Origin of the sequence: Ruegeria intermedia (assembly GCF_900129345.1) — a bacterium.
GTDB lineage: Bacteria > Pseudomonadota > Alphaproteobacteria > Rhodobacterales > Rhodobacteraceae > Ruegeria > Ruegeria intermedia.
The window spans coordinates 154,729-170,537 of the sequence record NZ_FQVK01000006.1 but is presented as its reverse complement, the minus strand read 5'-3'; the positions used below and the strand labels follow the sequence as shown (position 1 = coordinate 170,537).

Below are 15,809 nucleotides of genomic sequence, written 5' to 3'. Positions count from 1 at the left end.
ATCCGTGAGAAAGCTACCGAAATCAAATATCAGGGGGGTCAAATTTGGACGCCGATTACCCCAATACCGGGGTCAATTTTGCATGCCGGTTCACAGCTCGATGCCGAGGTCTTGCTGTCTGAGCTGGTTGATCAGGCCCGCAAAGGCCCTGAGCAGGCGCTCTTCCATGTTGGTCCGCAACCTGCGAAGGCGCTGCGGATGGGTTTGATACTCTTCGTAAATGGCCGCGATGTCGAAAGCGCCCTGGACCGATAAAGAAAACGACCTGATCGTCGCAGATTATTTCGCGATGCTGGCCGATGATTTGGTCGGGCGGCCCTATAACAAGGCCGAACATCGGCGCAGGGTCCTGCTGCTCTTGTGTGGCCGGTCCGAGGGATCGGTCGATTTCAAGCATCAGAACATCAGCGCGGTGCTGAAGGGCCTCGGCGAGTACTGGACCCCCGGCTACAAGCCCGCGTTCAATTTCCAGACATCCCTGATCGATGTGGTGGCGCGTTGGTTGGCGCTGAACCCTGCCTGGCTGGGGCGGATGCCGAAAACCGCCGCCGGATCGCGCGAGGCCGCGCCGCTCTGGGTCGGTTCGGCTCCGACGCTCTCGAACCATCCGCCGCCGAAGGAACTGGGGCAAGGCCGACGCGCTGAGGCAGATGGCCCATGTCTCGACAGGGGCGAACGATTGCGCGCGCCTGATGTCGCAGGCGCAGGCGCTGGCGCTGGAAGGCAAGGTGACGCCGGCCCGGCTGATCCCGCCGGCCCCACCCCGAAGCGATCGCCGCGGCACCGCCGACTTTCGTCGACTACTTCCGCGTGCGCATCGACCCCGAGAAGAACGGCGACACGGACGGCTTCCCGCGGTTCGACTTCTCCGACGGCGGCAGCGCGGGCTTGCTCATCCTCCGCGCGGTGGCCGAGTTCGTCGCCGACCTGGACGGGCGTTGTCGCAAGCCGGACGTCACGCTGGCCATGCCGGGCGAGGCTTGGGCGAAACTCTATGTCAGCCAGGCCACGGTGGATGACCTGATCGCCGCCGGCGCGCGCAGGGTCACCGGAGATCCGGTCGTGGCGGCGCGATCGGTCGACATGTTCGACCGCTACGCGCCAGAACGCGCGGACGTGGTCCCACCCTATGCCTTTTCGCCGCAGCGATAGACAATGTCCGCAAGTCCAGGGGCAGCGTCAGAGTGAACGCAGCCGAACAAGATCCGGACCAAGATTGCCACAAGGCGCTCTCGGCATGTTGATGCAGCGCCGAAGCAACGCGCTGCCGGCGCAGCAGCGCATGAATACCATGATCGGAAGGCCGGCGAACCGTTCTTGCCACCAAGCGCTGATCGCGGATGACGGGGCGGCGGGCGAGACTGTGAACGCTGGACGTGCGGCGGGTAATGACGGTATGGGCTTGTCCGTGCGCGATCTAGAGGAAGGGAACACCAGTGCATACGCCTGACGGCCCGGTGGCCGACTGCATCTATTACATCAACCTTGATCGCGTGCCGGAACGGCGTGCCTTCATGGAGGCCGAGTTCGCGCGGGTCGGGTTGGCCGGGGCGCACCGTCTCAGCGCGATCGATGCCAGCCAGCCGGGGGCGCTGGACGGCGCGCGCTATGTGCCGGGCAGCGGCAGCCGGTGGGGGCTTTTGCCCAGCGAAGTCGGGTGTTTCGAAAGCCATCGGAGGGTCTGGGAAATCGGGGTGGAAAGAGGACTGCCGGCCGTGGTTGCGTTCGAGGACGATGTCGAGCTGTCCGGCGCGGCGGCCGATGTCATTCAAACCCTGGTCCGGAACGCCGACAAGTTCGACTACGTCAAGCTCGACTATTGGCCGCGTGTGCGCCGTTTCGGCCCCAGCAGGGAAATTGGTGGCGTGGAGGTGCGCGAGATATTGGAGATGGTTGCCAGTGCAGCGGCATATGTCGTGTCACAGCGAGGATGCCGCAAACTGCTGGAATGGTCCGAGGAATACTCGGACCATCTGGATGACTTTCTGACCATTCCGCGCCCGGATTGGGCCATGTATCAGTGTTTCCCGGCCGTGTGTGCCCAGGCGATTGTGTCTCAGCCGGATGCTCAGACCGTCATCAAGACCAGTGAACGAGAGCAGGACGTGCGCATCAACAGCGGGCTGGACAAAGGTCCGACCTGGTTCCGGGTTGCGCGCGAACTGAAGGCCGCGGGGCGCAAGCTGTACTGGCGGGCAGGGGGGCAGTCCCGGCTTTTGAGGCGGGGCGGCTATGTCGGTCTGGTTCCCTGCGCCGACGATCTTGAGGTCTGAACTCTTAAGACCGGTCCGGGTCGTACCCCTGCAAATTCGCCGGTTTTGCGTGCGCAAAAACGGCAGCTTGCTCAAAACAATTCGCAATACTCTCGGGATGAGATTACACTGCGAGAATGTTTGAGTTGGTATGAGGTCTCGCCGTGGTTCAGACGATTTATGAAAAATACGGCGGATTCAAAACGATAAGCCGGATCGTGATGTCGTTTTATGAAATGGCATTGGAGTCCGACGAGATCGGCGACTATTTCGAAGACATCGACATGCCGCGCCTGATCGACCACCAGACCAAGTTCGTGTCCTCGTTGGTCGGAGGCCCGGCCTCGTTCAGCGATGACCGGATCGAGGCGGTTCACCGCCACCTGGGTATCAGTCATTCGGATTTCGACGCGATGGCCGCCTTGTTCGGGCAGGCCCTGACGATGCATGGCATGTCGGATGAAGACGTGGAGGCCGCCCTTGCCGCCATCGAGGGCAAGCGGGGGATCATCGTCGCCCGCAACGTGGCATGAGCATCCAGGCCATCAACGAACAATTGCTGCGGGCCATCGGAACCGGCGTTGCGGTATTGCGGGCTTCGGATCTGACTTTCATCTTCCACAACGGACCCTTTGCCGAATGGTTCGGAACGCCGGCCGCCGGCCAGACCCTGCCGGACCTTCTGCCCGATCTGGACAGGCGCGAACTGGACGACGTCAAACAGTCAGGGCTGCGCTATTCGGCCGAGCTGAAAATCAAGCCCAAACGCCGGACGCTGGTTTTCGCCGTCTCGGTGTCGCTGGCCAACGGGGCGGGCGAGCAGATCCTGGTGGTCGAATGCCAGAACATCACCCGGATCCGCGAACTGGAAAGCATGATCGACAGCTACTCGACCATGGTCGAGCGCAACACGCGCGAGTTGGAGCGCGAAAAGGAGCGGGTCGAGCGCTTGCTGCTGAACCTGATGCCGCGATCCGTGTACGAGGAGTTCAAGACCTTCGGCGTGGTGACACCGCAGCTGTTCGATCAGGTGTCGGTGGTGATGCTGGACTTTGTCGGGTTCACAGATTTTGCGGCCCGGACCGACCCCACGGTCACGTTGAGCGAGCTGAACGACATCTTCACCGCCTTCGACCGGATCGTCGAGCAATTCGGCTGCGAGCGGATCAAGACGATCGGCGATGCCTACCTGGCGGTGTCGGGAATGCCGGATGCAACGCCCGATCACGCGACGGCGGTGGCGCATTGCGCGGTGCGGTTTCTGCGATATCTCGACCGGCGCAATGAAAGCCACCCGCACAAATGGCAGGCGCGCATAGGCCTGGGCATCGGCCCGGCGGTCGGGTCGGTCGTGGGGGTTCAGAAATACGTCTATGATGTCTTCGGGCCGGCGGTGAACATCGCATCGCGGCTTCAGGTTTTTGCCAATCCCATGAACATCGTCGCGCCGGAAGAGATGAAATACGCCCTGATCGACGAGTTTCAGATCGCCGATCTCGGGGCGGTCGATATCAAGGGCATGGGTCGGATGGATCTGATCAATGTCAGTTCGCGGCTGAACGTATCCCGGTCCAGCCGGATGCCGTGATCATTCGTCCGGTGGCACCAGTCCCAGACCGCGCAGATAGATGCCAATTCCGGTTTCCAGAAGGTCCTCGGGCGGAAAGGGCGAGGACGCACCCGTGTTGCGGGCATAGAGTTCGACCACGCCGTGGCTCATGGCCCAGATATGCGCGCTGAACATCGAGGCGGGCGGGCGTTTCTCGGGCGGGATGTGTTGTGACAGGTCGGCGGCTGCCTGTTCAAGCACGGATTTCGCACGGTTTGCGGCCATCGCCAGCTCGGGCGTGCGGTTCAGGGAAATGCCGCTTTCGAACATCGCGATGTAGTGACCGGGATGCTTGCGGGCAAAGGCCAGATAGGCCCGGCCGGTCGCTTCGAACGCAGCCAGAGCCGACGGCTGCCCCTTGTCATAGGCGTGTTGCATCAGGTCGGCGAACATCTCGAAGCCCTGGCGCGCGGCCTCGGCGATCAGGTCATCGCGCCCGTGATAGTGGCGATAGACAGCGGCGGGCGTCACCCCGGCAGTCTTGGCGGCCTCGGACAGGGTAAAGCCGGTCGGGCCCTTTTCCTCGATCAGGGACAGGGCCGCCTCGATCAGCGCCTGCTTGAGGTTGCCGTGGTGATAGCCGCGCTTGGTCATACCGGCCTCGAATGCCTGTGTTTCTTTTTTCTTTTGTCCAATGGGTATATGGTGTCGGTCGGCAGAAATCCACCGCAGTGGCTTGGTTGAACAGGGGTGTCACGCATCCCAGATGTCCGGGCCTCCGCAGATCCGGGGATCGGGGGTGCCAACGGCATCGTGGTCCTTTTCGTCATAGTCCAGCGCCGCCAGAACCGTTCGGATCGCAGCCAGCCGGGCCCGTTTCTTGTCATCCGAACGGATGACGGTCCAAGGGCACCGGTCGAAATGCGATCTGGTCAGAGTCTCGTGGATGGATCGGGAGTAGTCCTCCCACTTGCCAAGGCCGGCGACGTCGATGGGGCTGAGCTTCCAGTATTTCAGCGGGTCGTTTTCGCGGTCCAGAAAGCGCTTCAGCTGTTCGGCCCGGCCCACGTTCAGCCAGAACTTGAACAGGCGGATGCCGTCATTGACCAGCCCGTCCTCCAGCCCCGGAAGCTGTCGGAAGAAACGCTCGCGCTCGTCCGGGGTGCAAAAGCCAAAGACGTTTTCGACCACGCCGCGGTTGTACCAGCTGCGGTCGAAGAACACGAGCTCGCCGGCCGAGGGCAGGTGCGGAATGTAGCGCTGGAAATACCACTGGCTGCGTTCGGCATCCGACGGTTTGCTGAGCGCCACGACCCTTGCGCCGCGCGGATTGAGGTTTTCGCGGAACCGTTTGATGGTTCCGCCCTTGCCTGCGGCATCGCGCCCTTCGAAGATGATGGCGATACGTTGACCGGTTTCCTTGACCCAGGCCTGCAGCTTGACCAGTTCGATCTGCAGCGCGTCCATCTGCCGGTCATAATCCTTGCGCTTCATCTTCTGTCGGTAGGGGTAGGTCGCAGACAGAATTTCGCCGCGGCGGGCGTTTTCGATCGCCTTGCGGACATCCTTGGGTGCGGACTTGCGGTAATAGTCGTTGATTGCCCCTTTCTGGGTTCCGGTCATGAAGCGCCTCGTAACACTGTTCACCGGCCACTATGGCCTGCTGGCCGGGCTAACGCAAACCGGCACGGTGTGCCGCCCGCGCGATGGCTGCGGCCACCTCGGGCGCGGCGACGACCTGTGGCATGTGGCCGATGCCCTGCAGTTCGACCAACTCGGCGCCCGGTATCCGATCGCGCAGGCGCCTCGAGTGCCAGTCCAGCCCCACGGTGGTGTCCGCAGTGCCGTGGACGATCTCGGTCGGGACTGAAATCTCAGGATAGCGCGGCTCGAGTTCCGTGACTTCATCCAGCAGGTTTGCACGTTGTTTGGCATTTGCGTGCATGGACGCGCGGCGCAAAGTCAGACCGGGACCGAAATGCCGGGCATAGCCTTCGGGCGCCTTTTGCGGGGCGAATACGGTATCCAGCGCTTTTTCAACATACCAGTCCGGAACGAAAGCGGTGATCAATGGCAAGAGCACTGCGCTGCCCCACGCCGTCGATGAGACTCGGTTGAACGAATCCAGCGGCGTTTCCCATGGCACTGCCGCGGGTGCGATCAGGGCCAGCGCCGAAATATCTTCCGGTCGCGTCACCGCCCAGGCTAGGGCGACCGAACCGCCATAGCTTTGCCCCGCGACGATGGGCTTGTCGGCGCCCAATTGGGCTGCGGCCCTTTGCAGGATGTCCGCCTGTTCGACGATGGTTTCGCCGTCAGCATTGAAGCTTTGCGAATATCCAAGGCCGGGGCGGTCGAACACGATGACCCGAAAGGACTTGGCCAGCAGCGGTGCCAGCGCAAAGGTCATGTCGCGGGTGTTGCCGCTGGAGCCATGGATCAGCACGACGTCAGGCCCCTGACCCATGACCACCGCATGGACGGCGATACCGTCGATGTCCAGGATTTGCCCCTCGGGCGGAAAGTCGGCCTGGGCTCGGGATTCCCGCTGGGCCGCAAGCCAGAGGGTCACGACCGCCAGCATTGCCGCGGCCGCCGAGAACAGTATCAGCGCCTTAGCGGCCAATTTCGTTCATGTCGAACGGGGTGGTCTGGTAGATCTCGTTGATCCAGTTCCCGTACAGAAGATGCGCGTGGCTGCGCCAGCGGTTCTGCGGGGTCTGGCTGGGATCGTCGTCGGGGTAATAGTTGATCGGAACGTTGATCGGCGTGCCGTTGGCAACGTCGCGGTCATATTCCTGTTTCAGCGTGTCGCTGTCGTATTCGAAATGGTTGAAGATATACAGCGCCCTGTGGGCGCGATCCTCGACCAGGCAGGGGCCGACCTCGTCGCTGCCCAACAGGGTGGTCAGGCCGGGGGCGGCGTCGATCTCGTCCTGGCGGACCTCGGTCCAGCGGCTGACGGGGATCACGCAGTCATCCGAAAAGCCGCGCAGAAACGGCGAGGCCGGCGCAAGGTTGCGATGCCGGAAACAGCCGAAAGCCTTGGCCGGAAGCATATGCTTTCGCACCCCGTGGAAATGGTAGATCATCGCCATCCCGCCCCAGCAGACGCCAAAGGTGGAATGCACGTTGGTCTGGGTCCAGTCGAACACCTCGGTCAGTTCGTCCCAATAGGTCACGTCGGTGAAATCCAGATGCTCGATCGGGGCACCGGTGATGATCAGACCGTCGAATTTCTGGTCCTTGACCTCCTGGAAGGGGCGATAGAACTCTTCCATGTGCTCGGCGGCGGTGTTCTTGGTCTGATGCTCGGTCATCCGGATCAGCGACAGTTCGATCTGAAGCGGGGTTGCCCCGATCAGCCGCGCGAACTGGTTTTCCGTCTGGATCTTCTTGGGCATCAGGTTCAGCAGCCCGATCTTCAGCGGCCGGATGTCCTGCCGCATGGCCTGATCCTCGGCCATGACCATGACGCCTTCCTTGGTCAGGACGTCAAAGGCGGGCAGGTCTGAGGGGATCTTGATGGGCATGGCTCAAACTTCTGGTTGGTCCGGTGAAAGGCTCTAGTTAGGACGCGGCGCGGCGGGCCTCAAGGGTGCGTTCGATCAACTCGTCGAAATCTCCGGCATCGCGTACCTGTCCGATCTGGTCGGCGGTGACGGTCACGCCCCAGTTCTCGGCCATTGCCCGATACCGCGGCTGGCGATGCGCAAGCGCTTGGGCATAGGTCCAGCGGATGAAGTCATCGGGGTTTACGTCGGCCTCGGCGCAGCCGTGCCGATCCAGATAGTCCTTCCAGACTCGGGTCAGAAATTCGGCCTGGTAGGACATGGGCTTGGGGGCCTTGTCAAAGCGGCGGATCAACTCGGCGGTGTGTGCGTCGTCGCCCTTGATCCAGATCATCAGGGTATGCCGCGACAGTTCCGACAGCACCCGGTCGGCCGGGTCATCGGGATCGACCCATTCACAGATCGACCCGCCGGTATCGCAGATGAAATGCGGGTACCCGTACAACCGTTGCGCGCGGTCGATGAAGTACTCGGTGTCCAGCAGAGCGTGGATCTCGGCCAGCCGGAACTGTTCCTGCCGGCGCCGGTATTCGGGCATGGGCAGGCCGCCCAGGTCCGGGTTTCCGGGCTTGCCCAGATAGGCGGACACGGGGGTCAGGTTCTCGAACGAGATATTCGAGCCGATATAGATGGAATCGGTCAGCAGCAGATCGCGCAGAAACGGCACCTTCATCGCCTCGGCCTTGGCGTTGTCGGTGATGTATTCGCCCATGTAGCGTGTGCCGATCCGGTAATCGATCGAGTAATGAAACCAATCGCCGGATTCGCGCAGGATATTCGAGACATAGGTTTTGCCCAGCCCCGACATCCCGAAAAACAGCACCTTTTTTCGTGCAGCCTCGCGCCATTCCCGTGCCGAGCCGTAGATCATGTTCCGCCGTCCCTTGTTTTGCTCTAGCTAGAACGCAGGGCGGGCGGCGTCAATCGCGCCGCCCGGATCGGCTGAGGATCGTCAGGCCAACGGCAAGAATGCCGAAGCCCAGATAGGCGTTGGGCGGAAGGGCCTCGTTTCGGACAAGGGCGCCAAGCGTGATCGCCACCGGAGGGATGATCAGGGTCACCAGCAGCAGATTGCCGCTGCCCGCCGCCGCAAGGACGCGGTAGTACAGCAGATAGGCGCCGGCCGTCGCCGCCACGGCGAAATAGCCGATGGCCAGCCAAGTCTCGGCGGGCAGGAGCAGGGCGGGAGGACCGTCGACCACCAGCATGACCGGCAGCATGAAAATCGTGGATCCGGTCAACATGCCGGCGGCCGAGACTTGCGGCGGCAGCCCGGACAGGTGAAGCCGCGCCCAGACCGCCGCCATCGCATAGGATACGGTGCCGGCCAGAATCGCCAGTTGCCCCATGCTCTGCAGGTCAAAGCGCAGCAGACTGCCGATGCCGATCGTGATGGAGACGCCGGCGAATCCGAGTATCACTCCGGTCAGGCGGGTCGCCGAGAGCCTTTCGTCGGGAAAGACCGTCGCGGCGGCCAGAACTCCGAAAATGGCCGTGGCGGCGTTCAGGATCGAAGTCAGGCCGGTATCCACATGAAGCTGGCCCCAGGCCATCAGCGTGAAGGGCAGGGCATTGTTCAGCAGCCCCATGACCAGGAAGGCGCGCCAGACCCGCCAACTGGTCGGCACGGGCAGCCGCTGGATCAGGACCACGGCCCAAAGAGCCAGCGCCGCCCAGAAAACCCTGTGAAACACGGTGGTGATCACCGGAACCGAATCCAGCGCGATTCGGATTGCAAGGAAGGACCCGCCCCAGATCAGTCCCAGCAGCAAGAGCTCGGCCCCGGAGCGGGGTGAGAGTGTTTTTTGTCGTGTCATACCGGCATTTTCCACACCCCAGCAGGGCAATCGACCCGGATCATGCGAAAAACCCCGCCACTTGGGCGGGGTTCATGTTTTCAACCGTTTGACGGTCTTCAGTTCAGCGCATAGGTGATCTGGAAGCCGACGCTCCAGGCGCTGTTGCCTTCGAAGGTGGCGCGTGCACCGGGGCCAGCGCCGTCGGCGATCGCGTCACCCAGATCGGTATAGCGAACCCCGGCCGAGATCTTGGCCTTTTCCAACGAGTAGGTGCCACCGAGGCCGATGCTCCAGAACCCGTCGGTGGGGCCGAGGTTGGACACGGGCTCGTCGGTGGAGGCTTCATACCCAAGCGTCACGGCGCCCGAGAATTGCTCGTTGAACTGATAGCCGAGGCCCAGCGAATAGGTCCAGGTCGGATCGTCATAGTCGACCAGCGGGTTCGCCGGCGGGTAGTTCGGCGGGTCATAGACGGTCTGGGGCCAGTCCACCCAGCGAACCGAACCAAACAGCAGGGTCTTGGGGGCCACACCGGTCTGGAAGTCCAGGTTGACGGATTGCGGCGAAACCACCTCGCTGTTGGTGTCGAAGCTGGCCACGAAGCCGCCCGGAGCCGGCGGCGGCGGGTTCAGCGACTCGGTCTGCGACAGATCGTGCGAGATCTTCGAGTTGTAGGTCAGTGCAACACGCGCGGCGATTTCGGGTTTCTCCCACGCCACGCCGACCACGTAACCCAGCGCGGTATCTGCGTCCGCGTCGACTTCGTACCCGGCTGCGGCCGGAACCGCGACATTGGCGCTGAGCCGTTGAATTCGCAGGCCACCGATTGCACTGAATCCGCCGTCGAACTTGTAGCGCAACAGGGCAGTGATCGCATCGGTATCCGCCTTTGCCCGCAGCACGTCAGTCCGGCCACCCGGGATCGGGTTCTGCGACAGCGGATAGCCGGCGCCATACGAGACGTCCGCGGCAAACGGTTCGTCGTAGATCAACGCGAAGTCCAACTTTTCGTTGATCGCACGTTTGTATGCCAGATGGGGCGTGAAGAAGTTGTTGGCCACCTCGCCCGAGTCCACCCCGAGCATGGTTCCGGTCACACTGGGCGATGTGTAACCCAGACGGAATTGGACAACCGAACCCTCTTCGAAGATGACATTGATGCCTTGACCACTCCGGTCGATACCGCCTGCATGTACGGCGGATGCCCCAACACACAGAGCGCACGCTTGCAGCAGCGCCTTTTTCATTTAATCCTCCCTTTTTCTCAACACTGACGCGCCGCTTTCTTGTTTGGTGAGTGACGACGACAGTTCATTTCACGTATGGATAATCGCGCGTTGTTTAAAAAACCGTCAACATGTGACCGAACGTTAGCTGTCGCGCATACTTTGCGGCCGTGTTGCATAATTGTTACGGCTTTCGGCGCGGACGTTCAGAAATATCCCTGCAAATATCACGGCGGCCCCAAGCAGGGTCCAGTGGTCGAGCGGTTCGTGATAGATGACCATTCCCACGACCGCGATCGTCGGCAGGCGCGCAAAGTCAAAGGGAATCACGACCGTCGCGGGCGCGATGGCCAGCGCGTTGGTGATACAGAAATGTGCCAACAGCCCCGCCAGCCCGACCAACAGAAGGAACGGCGCTGTTTGCAGGGTCGGCGCGGTGATCTGCCCGTCGATGCCCGATGCAGCCATCCCCATGACGGCCTGCATGCTGGTCAACCAGAAGACGATGCAGCCGATGCTGGCAAACTGCGTCAGCTTCTTTGTGGAAATCGTTGTCAACGCGAAGAAAATCGCCGAAGCCGTCGCAGCCGCCACCCCCGGAGAAATCGGGGTGGCACCGGGGCGGGTCACGATCAGAACGCCGACAAACCCGATCACCGCCGACAGCGCGCGGGTCGAGGTCAGGCGCTCGCCCAGCAACAGCGGCGACAGCAGGATGACCCAGATCGGTTGCGTGAATTCCAGCGCGAAGACCTGTGCCAGAGGTATGACGCTGACCGCGTAGAACCACAGGTTCTGGCCCGCGAAATGTACCGAGTTCCGAACAAGATGCAGCCCGAACCGCCGGGTCGAGACCTGATGCCATTTGCCGGTCAGTGTCAGAATGGTGGCGACCACGACCACACCGACGATGCTGCGATACATCATGATTTCGAACGTATCGTGGACGGTGCTCAGCTCGCGCCCCGCAACGGCCATCGAGGAAAACGACGCAATCGCGCCCGTCATCCACAGCGCCGTTCTGAGCATCGTCCTTGCGTTCTCGTTCATGTCGAATCCCTGCGCTGTCGCCGGTGCAGCGAACCAGACGCAGGCGGTTGGAACAACAATAAAAAAGCCGGGTCAAAGCCCGGCTTTTCGTGTCATTCCCACTCGATCGTGCCCGGAGGCTTGGAGGTGATGTCATAGGTGCAGCGGTTGATGCCCTTGACCTCGTTGATGATCCGGGTGGCGGTTTCGCCCAGGAATTCGTGGGTGAACGGGTAGTAATCCGCCGTCATCCCATCGACGGATGTCACTGCCCGCAAGGCACAGGCATAGTCATAGGTGCGCCCGTCGCCCATCACGCCGACCGTGCGCACCGGAAGGATCGCGACGAAGGCCTGCCAGATCTCGTCATACAGGCCGTGCTTGCGGATCTGGTCGATATAAATCGCGTCGGCCTCGCGCAGGATTTCCAGCTTTTCGCGGGTGATCTCGCCCGGGCAGCGGATCGCCAGGCCCGGTCCGGGGAAGGGGTGGCGGCCGATGAAGCTGGGTGGCAGGCCCAGTTCGCGGCCCAGCGCGCGAACCTCGTCCTTGAACAGTTCGCGCAGCGGCTCGACCAGTTTCAGGCCCATCTTTTCGGGCAGGCCGCCCACGTTGTGATGCGATTTGATCGTGACCGACGGGCCGCCGGAAAACGACACCGATTCAATGACATCGGGGTAGAGCGTGCCCTGGGCCAGGAACTCGGCACCCTCGATCGTGTCGGCGTGTTTCTGGAACACGTCGATGAACAGCCTGCCGATGATCTTGCGCTTGGTCTCGGGGTCCGAGACGCCCTCGAGCTCGCCCAGGAACAGCTCGCTTTCATCCGCGTGGATCAGTTGGATGTTGTAGTTGTCGCGGAACATCGAGACGACTTCCTGCGCCTCGTTCTTGCGCAGCAGGCCGTGATCGACGAAGACGCAGGTCAGCTGGTCGCCGATCGCCTCGTGGATCAAAATCGCCGCGACCGAGCTGTCGACACCGCCCGACAGTCCGCAGATCACCTTTTTGTCGCCGACCTGTTCGCGGATCTTGCGGATCATCTCATCGCGATAGGCGCCCATGGTCCAGTCGCCCTTGAACCCGGCCAGTTTCACGAAATTCTCGTACAGTTTTGCGCCCTTGGGGGTGTGGTGCACCTCGGGGTGGAACTGAACGGCATAGAAATGGCGGCTGGTATCGGCCGTGATCGCGAAAGGCGCGTTGGGCGAGGTGCCGAACACCTCGAACCCCGGCGCGATTTGGCTGACATGGTCGCCGTGGCTCATCCAGACCTGTTCGTCGCCATCGGTGAACCAGCCCTCGAGCAGGTCGAGCTTGCCGCGCGGCGTCACGAAGGCCCGCCCGAACTCGGCGGTGCCATGGCCGCTTTCGACCTTGCCGCCCAGCTGATGCATCATCACCTGCTGGCCGTAGCAGATGCCCAGGATCGGAACGCCATATTCGAAGATCTCTTGCGGAACGCGCGGCGAACCTTCGCGGGTCACGCTGTCCGGTCCGCCGGAAAAGATGATGGCGCGCGGGGCCATGTTCCGCACGAAGTCCATCGTGACGTTCTGGTAGGGGTGGATTTCGCAATAGACGTTCAACTCGCGCAGGCGGCGGGCGATCAGCTGCGTTACCTGGCTGCCGAAGTCGATGATCAGAAGGCGGTCATGGGATGTCTCGGTCATACCCGGCCTTTAGGTCGGAAGCCTTGCATGTGCAAGCGCCTTGACGTCATTTGGCGGAAAAGAGTGACGCGGAGTGCATCGAATGACCGAAATCACGCTCAGGCCGGCGGTCTTGGGGGACGCGGACGCCATTCGCGCATGTATCCGGGCCGCCTATGCGGACCCGGCGGCGCGGATTCCCGATCTGCCGGATGTCGCGGCGGGACTCGAAGACGACATAGTGCAGCATGTGGCCATCTTGGCAGAGATGCAGGGCGAGACTTCGGGTGTCGTCATCTTCGGGCCCGTGGGGCGGGCGATGATGGTGTTCAACCTGGCGGTTTCGCCGGCTGCACAGGGGCAGGGGTTAGCTCGCAAGCTATTGGCGCAGGCGGAAGCCCAGGCCAGCAGGTCAGGGTGCGACCGGTTGAAGCTGACGACCCACCGCTTGATGCAGGATACCCGCGCGATGTACCGACATCTGGGCTGGAACGAGGTCGCCGCGCAGGGCAACAAGGTCTTCTTTGAGAAACCCCTGTGATCCCCGAACGCACCGGACTTGAGGGGTTGACCTGACGCGCCATGTCGCTTTTCCCCCCAATGCGCCGGAAATCACATCTGATGGCGCGTCAGATTCCAGTAACACACATACCAACCTAAACAGTCACACGGGGTCATCTGATGGCAGAGGCAAACACCCGACGCAGAGCGCGCGGTGGCGGCGGCGCCGCCCGCCGGGCCGAACGCACCGCGGTTCGGATCGAAACGGCGAAATACATCGAGCGCAACATTCCGAACTTTGAGGTTCTGAACGACGAGGCGCTGGAGATCATCGAAACCAACGCCGAGACCGTGCTGGAAGAAGTCGGCGTCAACTTCGTCGACAACCCGGCGGCGCTGGAGCGCTGGCGCAATGCCGGCGCCGATGTCGACGGGGAACGGGTGCGCCTTCCGCGGGGCCTTGCGCGCGAGTTGATCAAGACCGCGCCCAGCCAGTTCACGCAGCACGCCCGCAACCCCGAGAAATCGGTGGTGATCGGCGGGCGTAGCCTGGTGCTGGCCCCGGTCTATGGGCCGCCCTTCGTGCGCGATGCCAAAGGCGGGCGCCGCTATGCCACGATGGACGATTTCAACAAATTCGTGAAACTGGCCTACATGTCCAAGTGGCTGCACCATTCGGGCGGCACCGTCTGTGAACCCACCGACGTTCCGGTGAACAAGCGGCACCTGGACATGCTGATGGCGCACATGACGCTGTCGGACAAACCCTTCATGGGTTCGGTGACCGATCCCAGCCGGGCGCAGGATTCGGTCGAAATGTGCGAGATTCTGTTCGGCAAGGAGTTCGTGCAGGAAAACACGGTGATGACCTCGCTGACCAACATCAACTCGCCGATGACCTTCGACGACGTGATGATGGGGTCGCTGGAAGTCTATGCGCGCAACAATCAGGCCTGCATCATCTCGCCCTTCATCGTGGGCGGCGCGATGGCGCCGGTTTCGGTGGCGGGGACGCTGACGCAGGTTCTGGCAGAGGTGCTGGCCGGTGTGGCCTACAGCCAGATCATCCGACCGGGCGCGCCTGCCATTTTCGGCGCGTTCGTGTCTTCGATCGACATGAATTCGGGCGCACCTACGTTCGGAACGCCGGAAGCCGCGCACATCACCTATGGCGCAGGTCAGTTGGCACGGCGGCTGGGCCTGCCCTATCGGTCGGCCGGATCGTTCTGCGGGTCGAAGCTGCCGGATGCGCAGGCAGCGTATGAGACCGCGAATTCGTTGAACATGGGCTTGCTGTCGGGCGTGAATTTCATGCTGCATGCCTGCGGTTGGCTGGAAGGCGGCCTGGTCGCGGATTTCGAGAAATTCGTGATGGATGCCGACCAGTTGGGCGTCCTGCATGGGTTGGCCAAGGGGGTCGCCTATGACGAAAACGCGCAGGCAATGGATGCGATCCGCGAGGTGGGGCCGGGCGGCCACTATCTGGGCTGCGCCCATACCCAGGCCAACTTCAAGGACGCGTTCTGGAAGACCGAACTTCTGGACTACAAGCCCTTTGAGACCTGGGAAGAAGAGGGCGCGCGCGACACGCGAACTCTGGCCTCGGCGCGGGTCGAGCATCTGTTGGCTCACTACCAGCAACCGCATCTCGACCCCGACAAACTGGCCGCGCTGACCGCCTATGTCGAGGAAAAGAAAGCGTCGATGCCCGACGCCTTCTCCTGATCAGTGACAGGCCGAGGCGCGGCTGGCCTGATACAGTTGCGCCTCGCCCGCCAGTGCGATCAATAGGTCCAGGTGACGGACCAGGGAATAGGCCGGATCGTTGATGCGCCGCCGGTCCTCCATCTCGCGCTCCAACTCCATCAGTCGCATCAGCGCCGCCCCCGATCCGGGCAGGGCGCCAAAACCCAGCACACGCTGCAAATGCCTGTTGCGGTCGTAATCCCGTGCCCCCAGTTTGGCCGCCCGAGCCAACAGGCGGGGACGGCGAAGGGATGTGATCATCGAGGTCAGGTCCTGCATCGGGCAATCCTTTGTTCTGTGTTGGATGCCTCACTGTTGCACAACCTAGGCGGGTGTTGCCTTGTTGGGGCTCCCTCCGAACGATGGTTTCACCACTGTTTATGATTTTGAATCAATTCTGGTTGGCGCCGTTGGTGGTTAACGAACGAGTAACGAAACCAACCCTAGTTAGATTTGGTTAACACTTTATCCAACGGCGGATAC

At 62.1% G+C, this 15,809-nt stretch carries 18 protein-coding genes and 1 pseudogene; 9 read left to right on the top strand and 10 right to left on the bottom strand.

From position 1 onward, the window contains the following. From F3H26_RS19425 to F3H26_RS06670, 7 genes and pseudogenes are all read left to right on the top strand, one after another. Positions 1 to 255, top strand: a 255-nt coding sequence (locus F3H26_RS19425) for a hypothetical protein (RefSeq protein ID WP_188127715.1), incomplete at its 5' end; no start/stop codon positions are given. Next, positions 230 to 703, top strand: a pseudogene (locus F3H26_RS19595) (DUF3883 domain-containing protein); the annotation flags it as partial. The gene F3H26_RS19425 and the pseudogene F3H26_RS19595, both read left to right, overlap by 26 nt. Before the next feature lie 68 nt (positions 704 to 771). After that, entirely contained in the window at positions 772 to 1,152 is a 381-nt protein-coding gene (locus tag F3H26_RS06690; RefSeq protein WP_149775274.1) for an alkyl sulfatase C-terminal domain-containing protein, read from the top strand. An 85-nt stretch (positions 1,153 to 1,237) separates the two neighbouring features. After that, positions 1,238 to 1,450: a hypothetical protein gene (locus tag F3H26_RS06685; protein ID WP_149775273.1), complete on the top strand. Its 213-nt coding sequence runs from the start codon at positions 1,238 to 1,240 to the stop codon at positions 1,448 to 1,450. Next, on the top strand, positions 1,437 to 2,273 hold the full coding sequence (locus F3H26_RS06680; RefSeq protein ID WP_149775272.1) for a glycosyltransferase family 25 protein: 837 nt from the start codon (positions 1,437 to 1,439) through the stop codon (positions 2,271 to 2,273). Before F3H26_RS06685 ends, F3H26_RS06680 begins: the two co-directional genes overlap by 14 nt. A 143-nt stretch (positions 2,274 to 2,416) precedes the next feature. Next, on the top strand, positions 2,417 to 2,785 hold the full coding sequence (locus F3H26_RS06675; RefSeq protein ID WP_149775271.1) for a group I truncated hemoglobin: 369 nt from the start codon (positions 2,417 to 2,419) through the stop codon (positions 2,783 to 2,785). Beyond that, a complete protein-coding gene (locus tag F3H26_RS06670; RefSeq protein ID WP_149775270.1) occupies positions 2,782 to 3,840 on the top strand; it encodes an adenylate/guanylate cyclase domain-containing protein in 1,059 nt (352 codons plus the stop codon). The genes F3H26_RS06675 and F3H26_RS06670 overlap by 4 nt, the downstream gene beginning before the upstream one ends. Here F3H26_RS06670 and F3H26_RS06665 read toward each other — a convergent pair whose 3' ends face one another. The 9 genes from F3H26_RS06665 to guaA form a co-directional block, all read right to left on the bottom strand. Beyond that, positions 3,841 to 4,455, bottom strand: a complete 615-nt coding sequence (locus F3H26_RS06665) for a TetR/AcrR family transcriptional regulator (protein WP_149775269.1) — start codon at positions 4,453 to 4,455, stop codon at positions 3,841 to 3,843. It abuts the gene before it with no gap. 99 nt (positions 4,456 to 4,554) lie between these two features. Beyond that, positions 4,555 to 5,424 (bottom strand): polyphosphate kinase 2, encoded by an 870-nt coding sequence (gene ppk2 / locus F3H26_RS06660; RefSeq protein WP_149775268.1) that lies wholly within the window; start codon positions 5,422 to 5,424, stop codon positions 4,555 to 4,557. A gap of 49 nt (positions 5,425 to 5,473) precedes the next feature. Then, a complete protein-coding gene (locus F3H26_RS06655) occupies positions 5,474 to 6,427 on the bottom strand; it encodes an alpha/beta fold hydrolase (RefSeq protein ID WP_394349763.1) in 954 nt (317 codons plus the stop codon). After that, positions 6,417 to 7,334 carry a homoserine O-acetyltransferase MetA gene (gene metA, locus F3H26_RS06650; RefSeq protein WP_149775267.1) on the bottom strand — a complete coding sequence of 306 codons (918 nt, stop codon included), beginning with the start codon at positions 7,332 to 7,334 and terminating at the stop codon, positions 6,417 to 6,419. Before metA ends, F3H26_RS06655 begins: the two co-directional genes overlap by 11 nt. A 37-nt stretch (positions 7,335 to 7,371) precedes the next feature. Next, on the bottom strand, positions 7,372 to 8,244 hold the full coding sequence (locus F3H26_RS06645) for an ATPase (protein ID WP_149775266.1): 873 nt from the start codon (positions 8,242 to 8,244) through the stop codon (positions 7,372 to 7,374). Between the two features lie 49 nt (positions 8,245 to 8,293). After that, on the bottom strand, positions 8,294 to 9,190 hold the full coding sequence (locus F3H26_RS06640; protein WP_149775265.1) for a DMT family transporter: 897 nt from the start codon (positions 9,188 to 9,190) through the stop codon (positions 8,294 to 8,296). Between the two features lie 98 nt (positions 9,191 to 9,288). Then, positions 9,289 to 10,419 (bottom strand): OmpP1/FadL family transporter, encoded by a 1,131-nt coding sequence (locus F3H26_RS06635; protein WP_149775264.1) that lies wholly within the window; start codon positions 10,417 to 10,419, stop codon positions 9,289 to 9,291. 123 nt (positions 10,420 to 10,542) lie between these two features. After that, complete coding sequence (locus F3H26_RS06630) at positions 10,543 to 11,448, bottom strand: DMT family transporter (protein ID WP_149775263.1); 906 nt, start codon at positions 11,446 to 11,448, stop codon at positions 10,543 to 10,545. 92 nt (positions 11,449 to 11,540) lie between these two features. Continuing rightward, complete coding sequence (guaA, locus tag F3H26_RS06625; RefSeq protein WP_149775262.1) at positions 11,541 to 13,100, bottom strand: glutamine-hydrolyzing GMP synthase; 1,560 nt, start codon at positions 13,098 to 13,100, stop codon at positions 11,541 to 11,543. A gap of 82 nt (positions 13,101 to 13,182) precedes the next feature. Between guaA and F3H26_RS06620 the strand changes: the two genes are divergently transcribed. Both F3H26_RS06620 and F3H26_RS06615 read left to right on the top strand, forming a co-directional pair. Next, a complete protein-coding gene (locus F3H26_RS06620) occupies positions 13,183 to 13,620 on the top strand; it encodes a GNAT family N-acetyltransferase (protein WP_149775261.1) in 438 nt (145 codons plus the stop codon). Positions 13,621 to 13,760: 140 nt separating this feature from the next. Beyond that, the gene (locus F3H26_RS06615; protein WP_149775260.1) at positions 13,761 to 15,305 is read left to right on the top strand and encodes a trimethylamine methyltransferase family protein; all 1,545 of its coding nucleotides are present in this window, start codon (positions 13,761 to 13,763) and stop codon (positions 15,303 to 15,305) included. On the opposite strand, the gene F3H26_RS06610 is transcribed toward F3H26_RS06615, so the two are convergent. After that, a complete protein-coding gene (locus tag F3H26_RS06610; RefSeq protein WP_188127713.1) occupies positions 15,306 to 15,605 on the bottom strand; it encodes a DUF6477 family protein in 300 nt (99 codons plus the stop codon). Positions 15,606 to 15,809 lie beyond the last annotated feature (204 nt).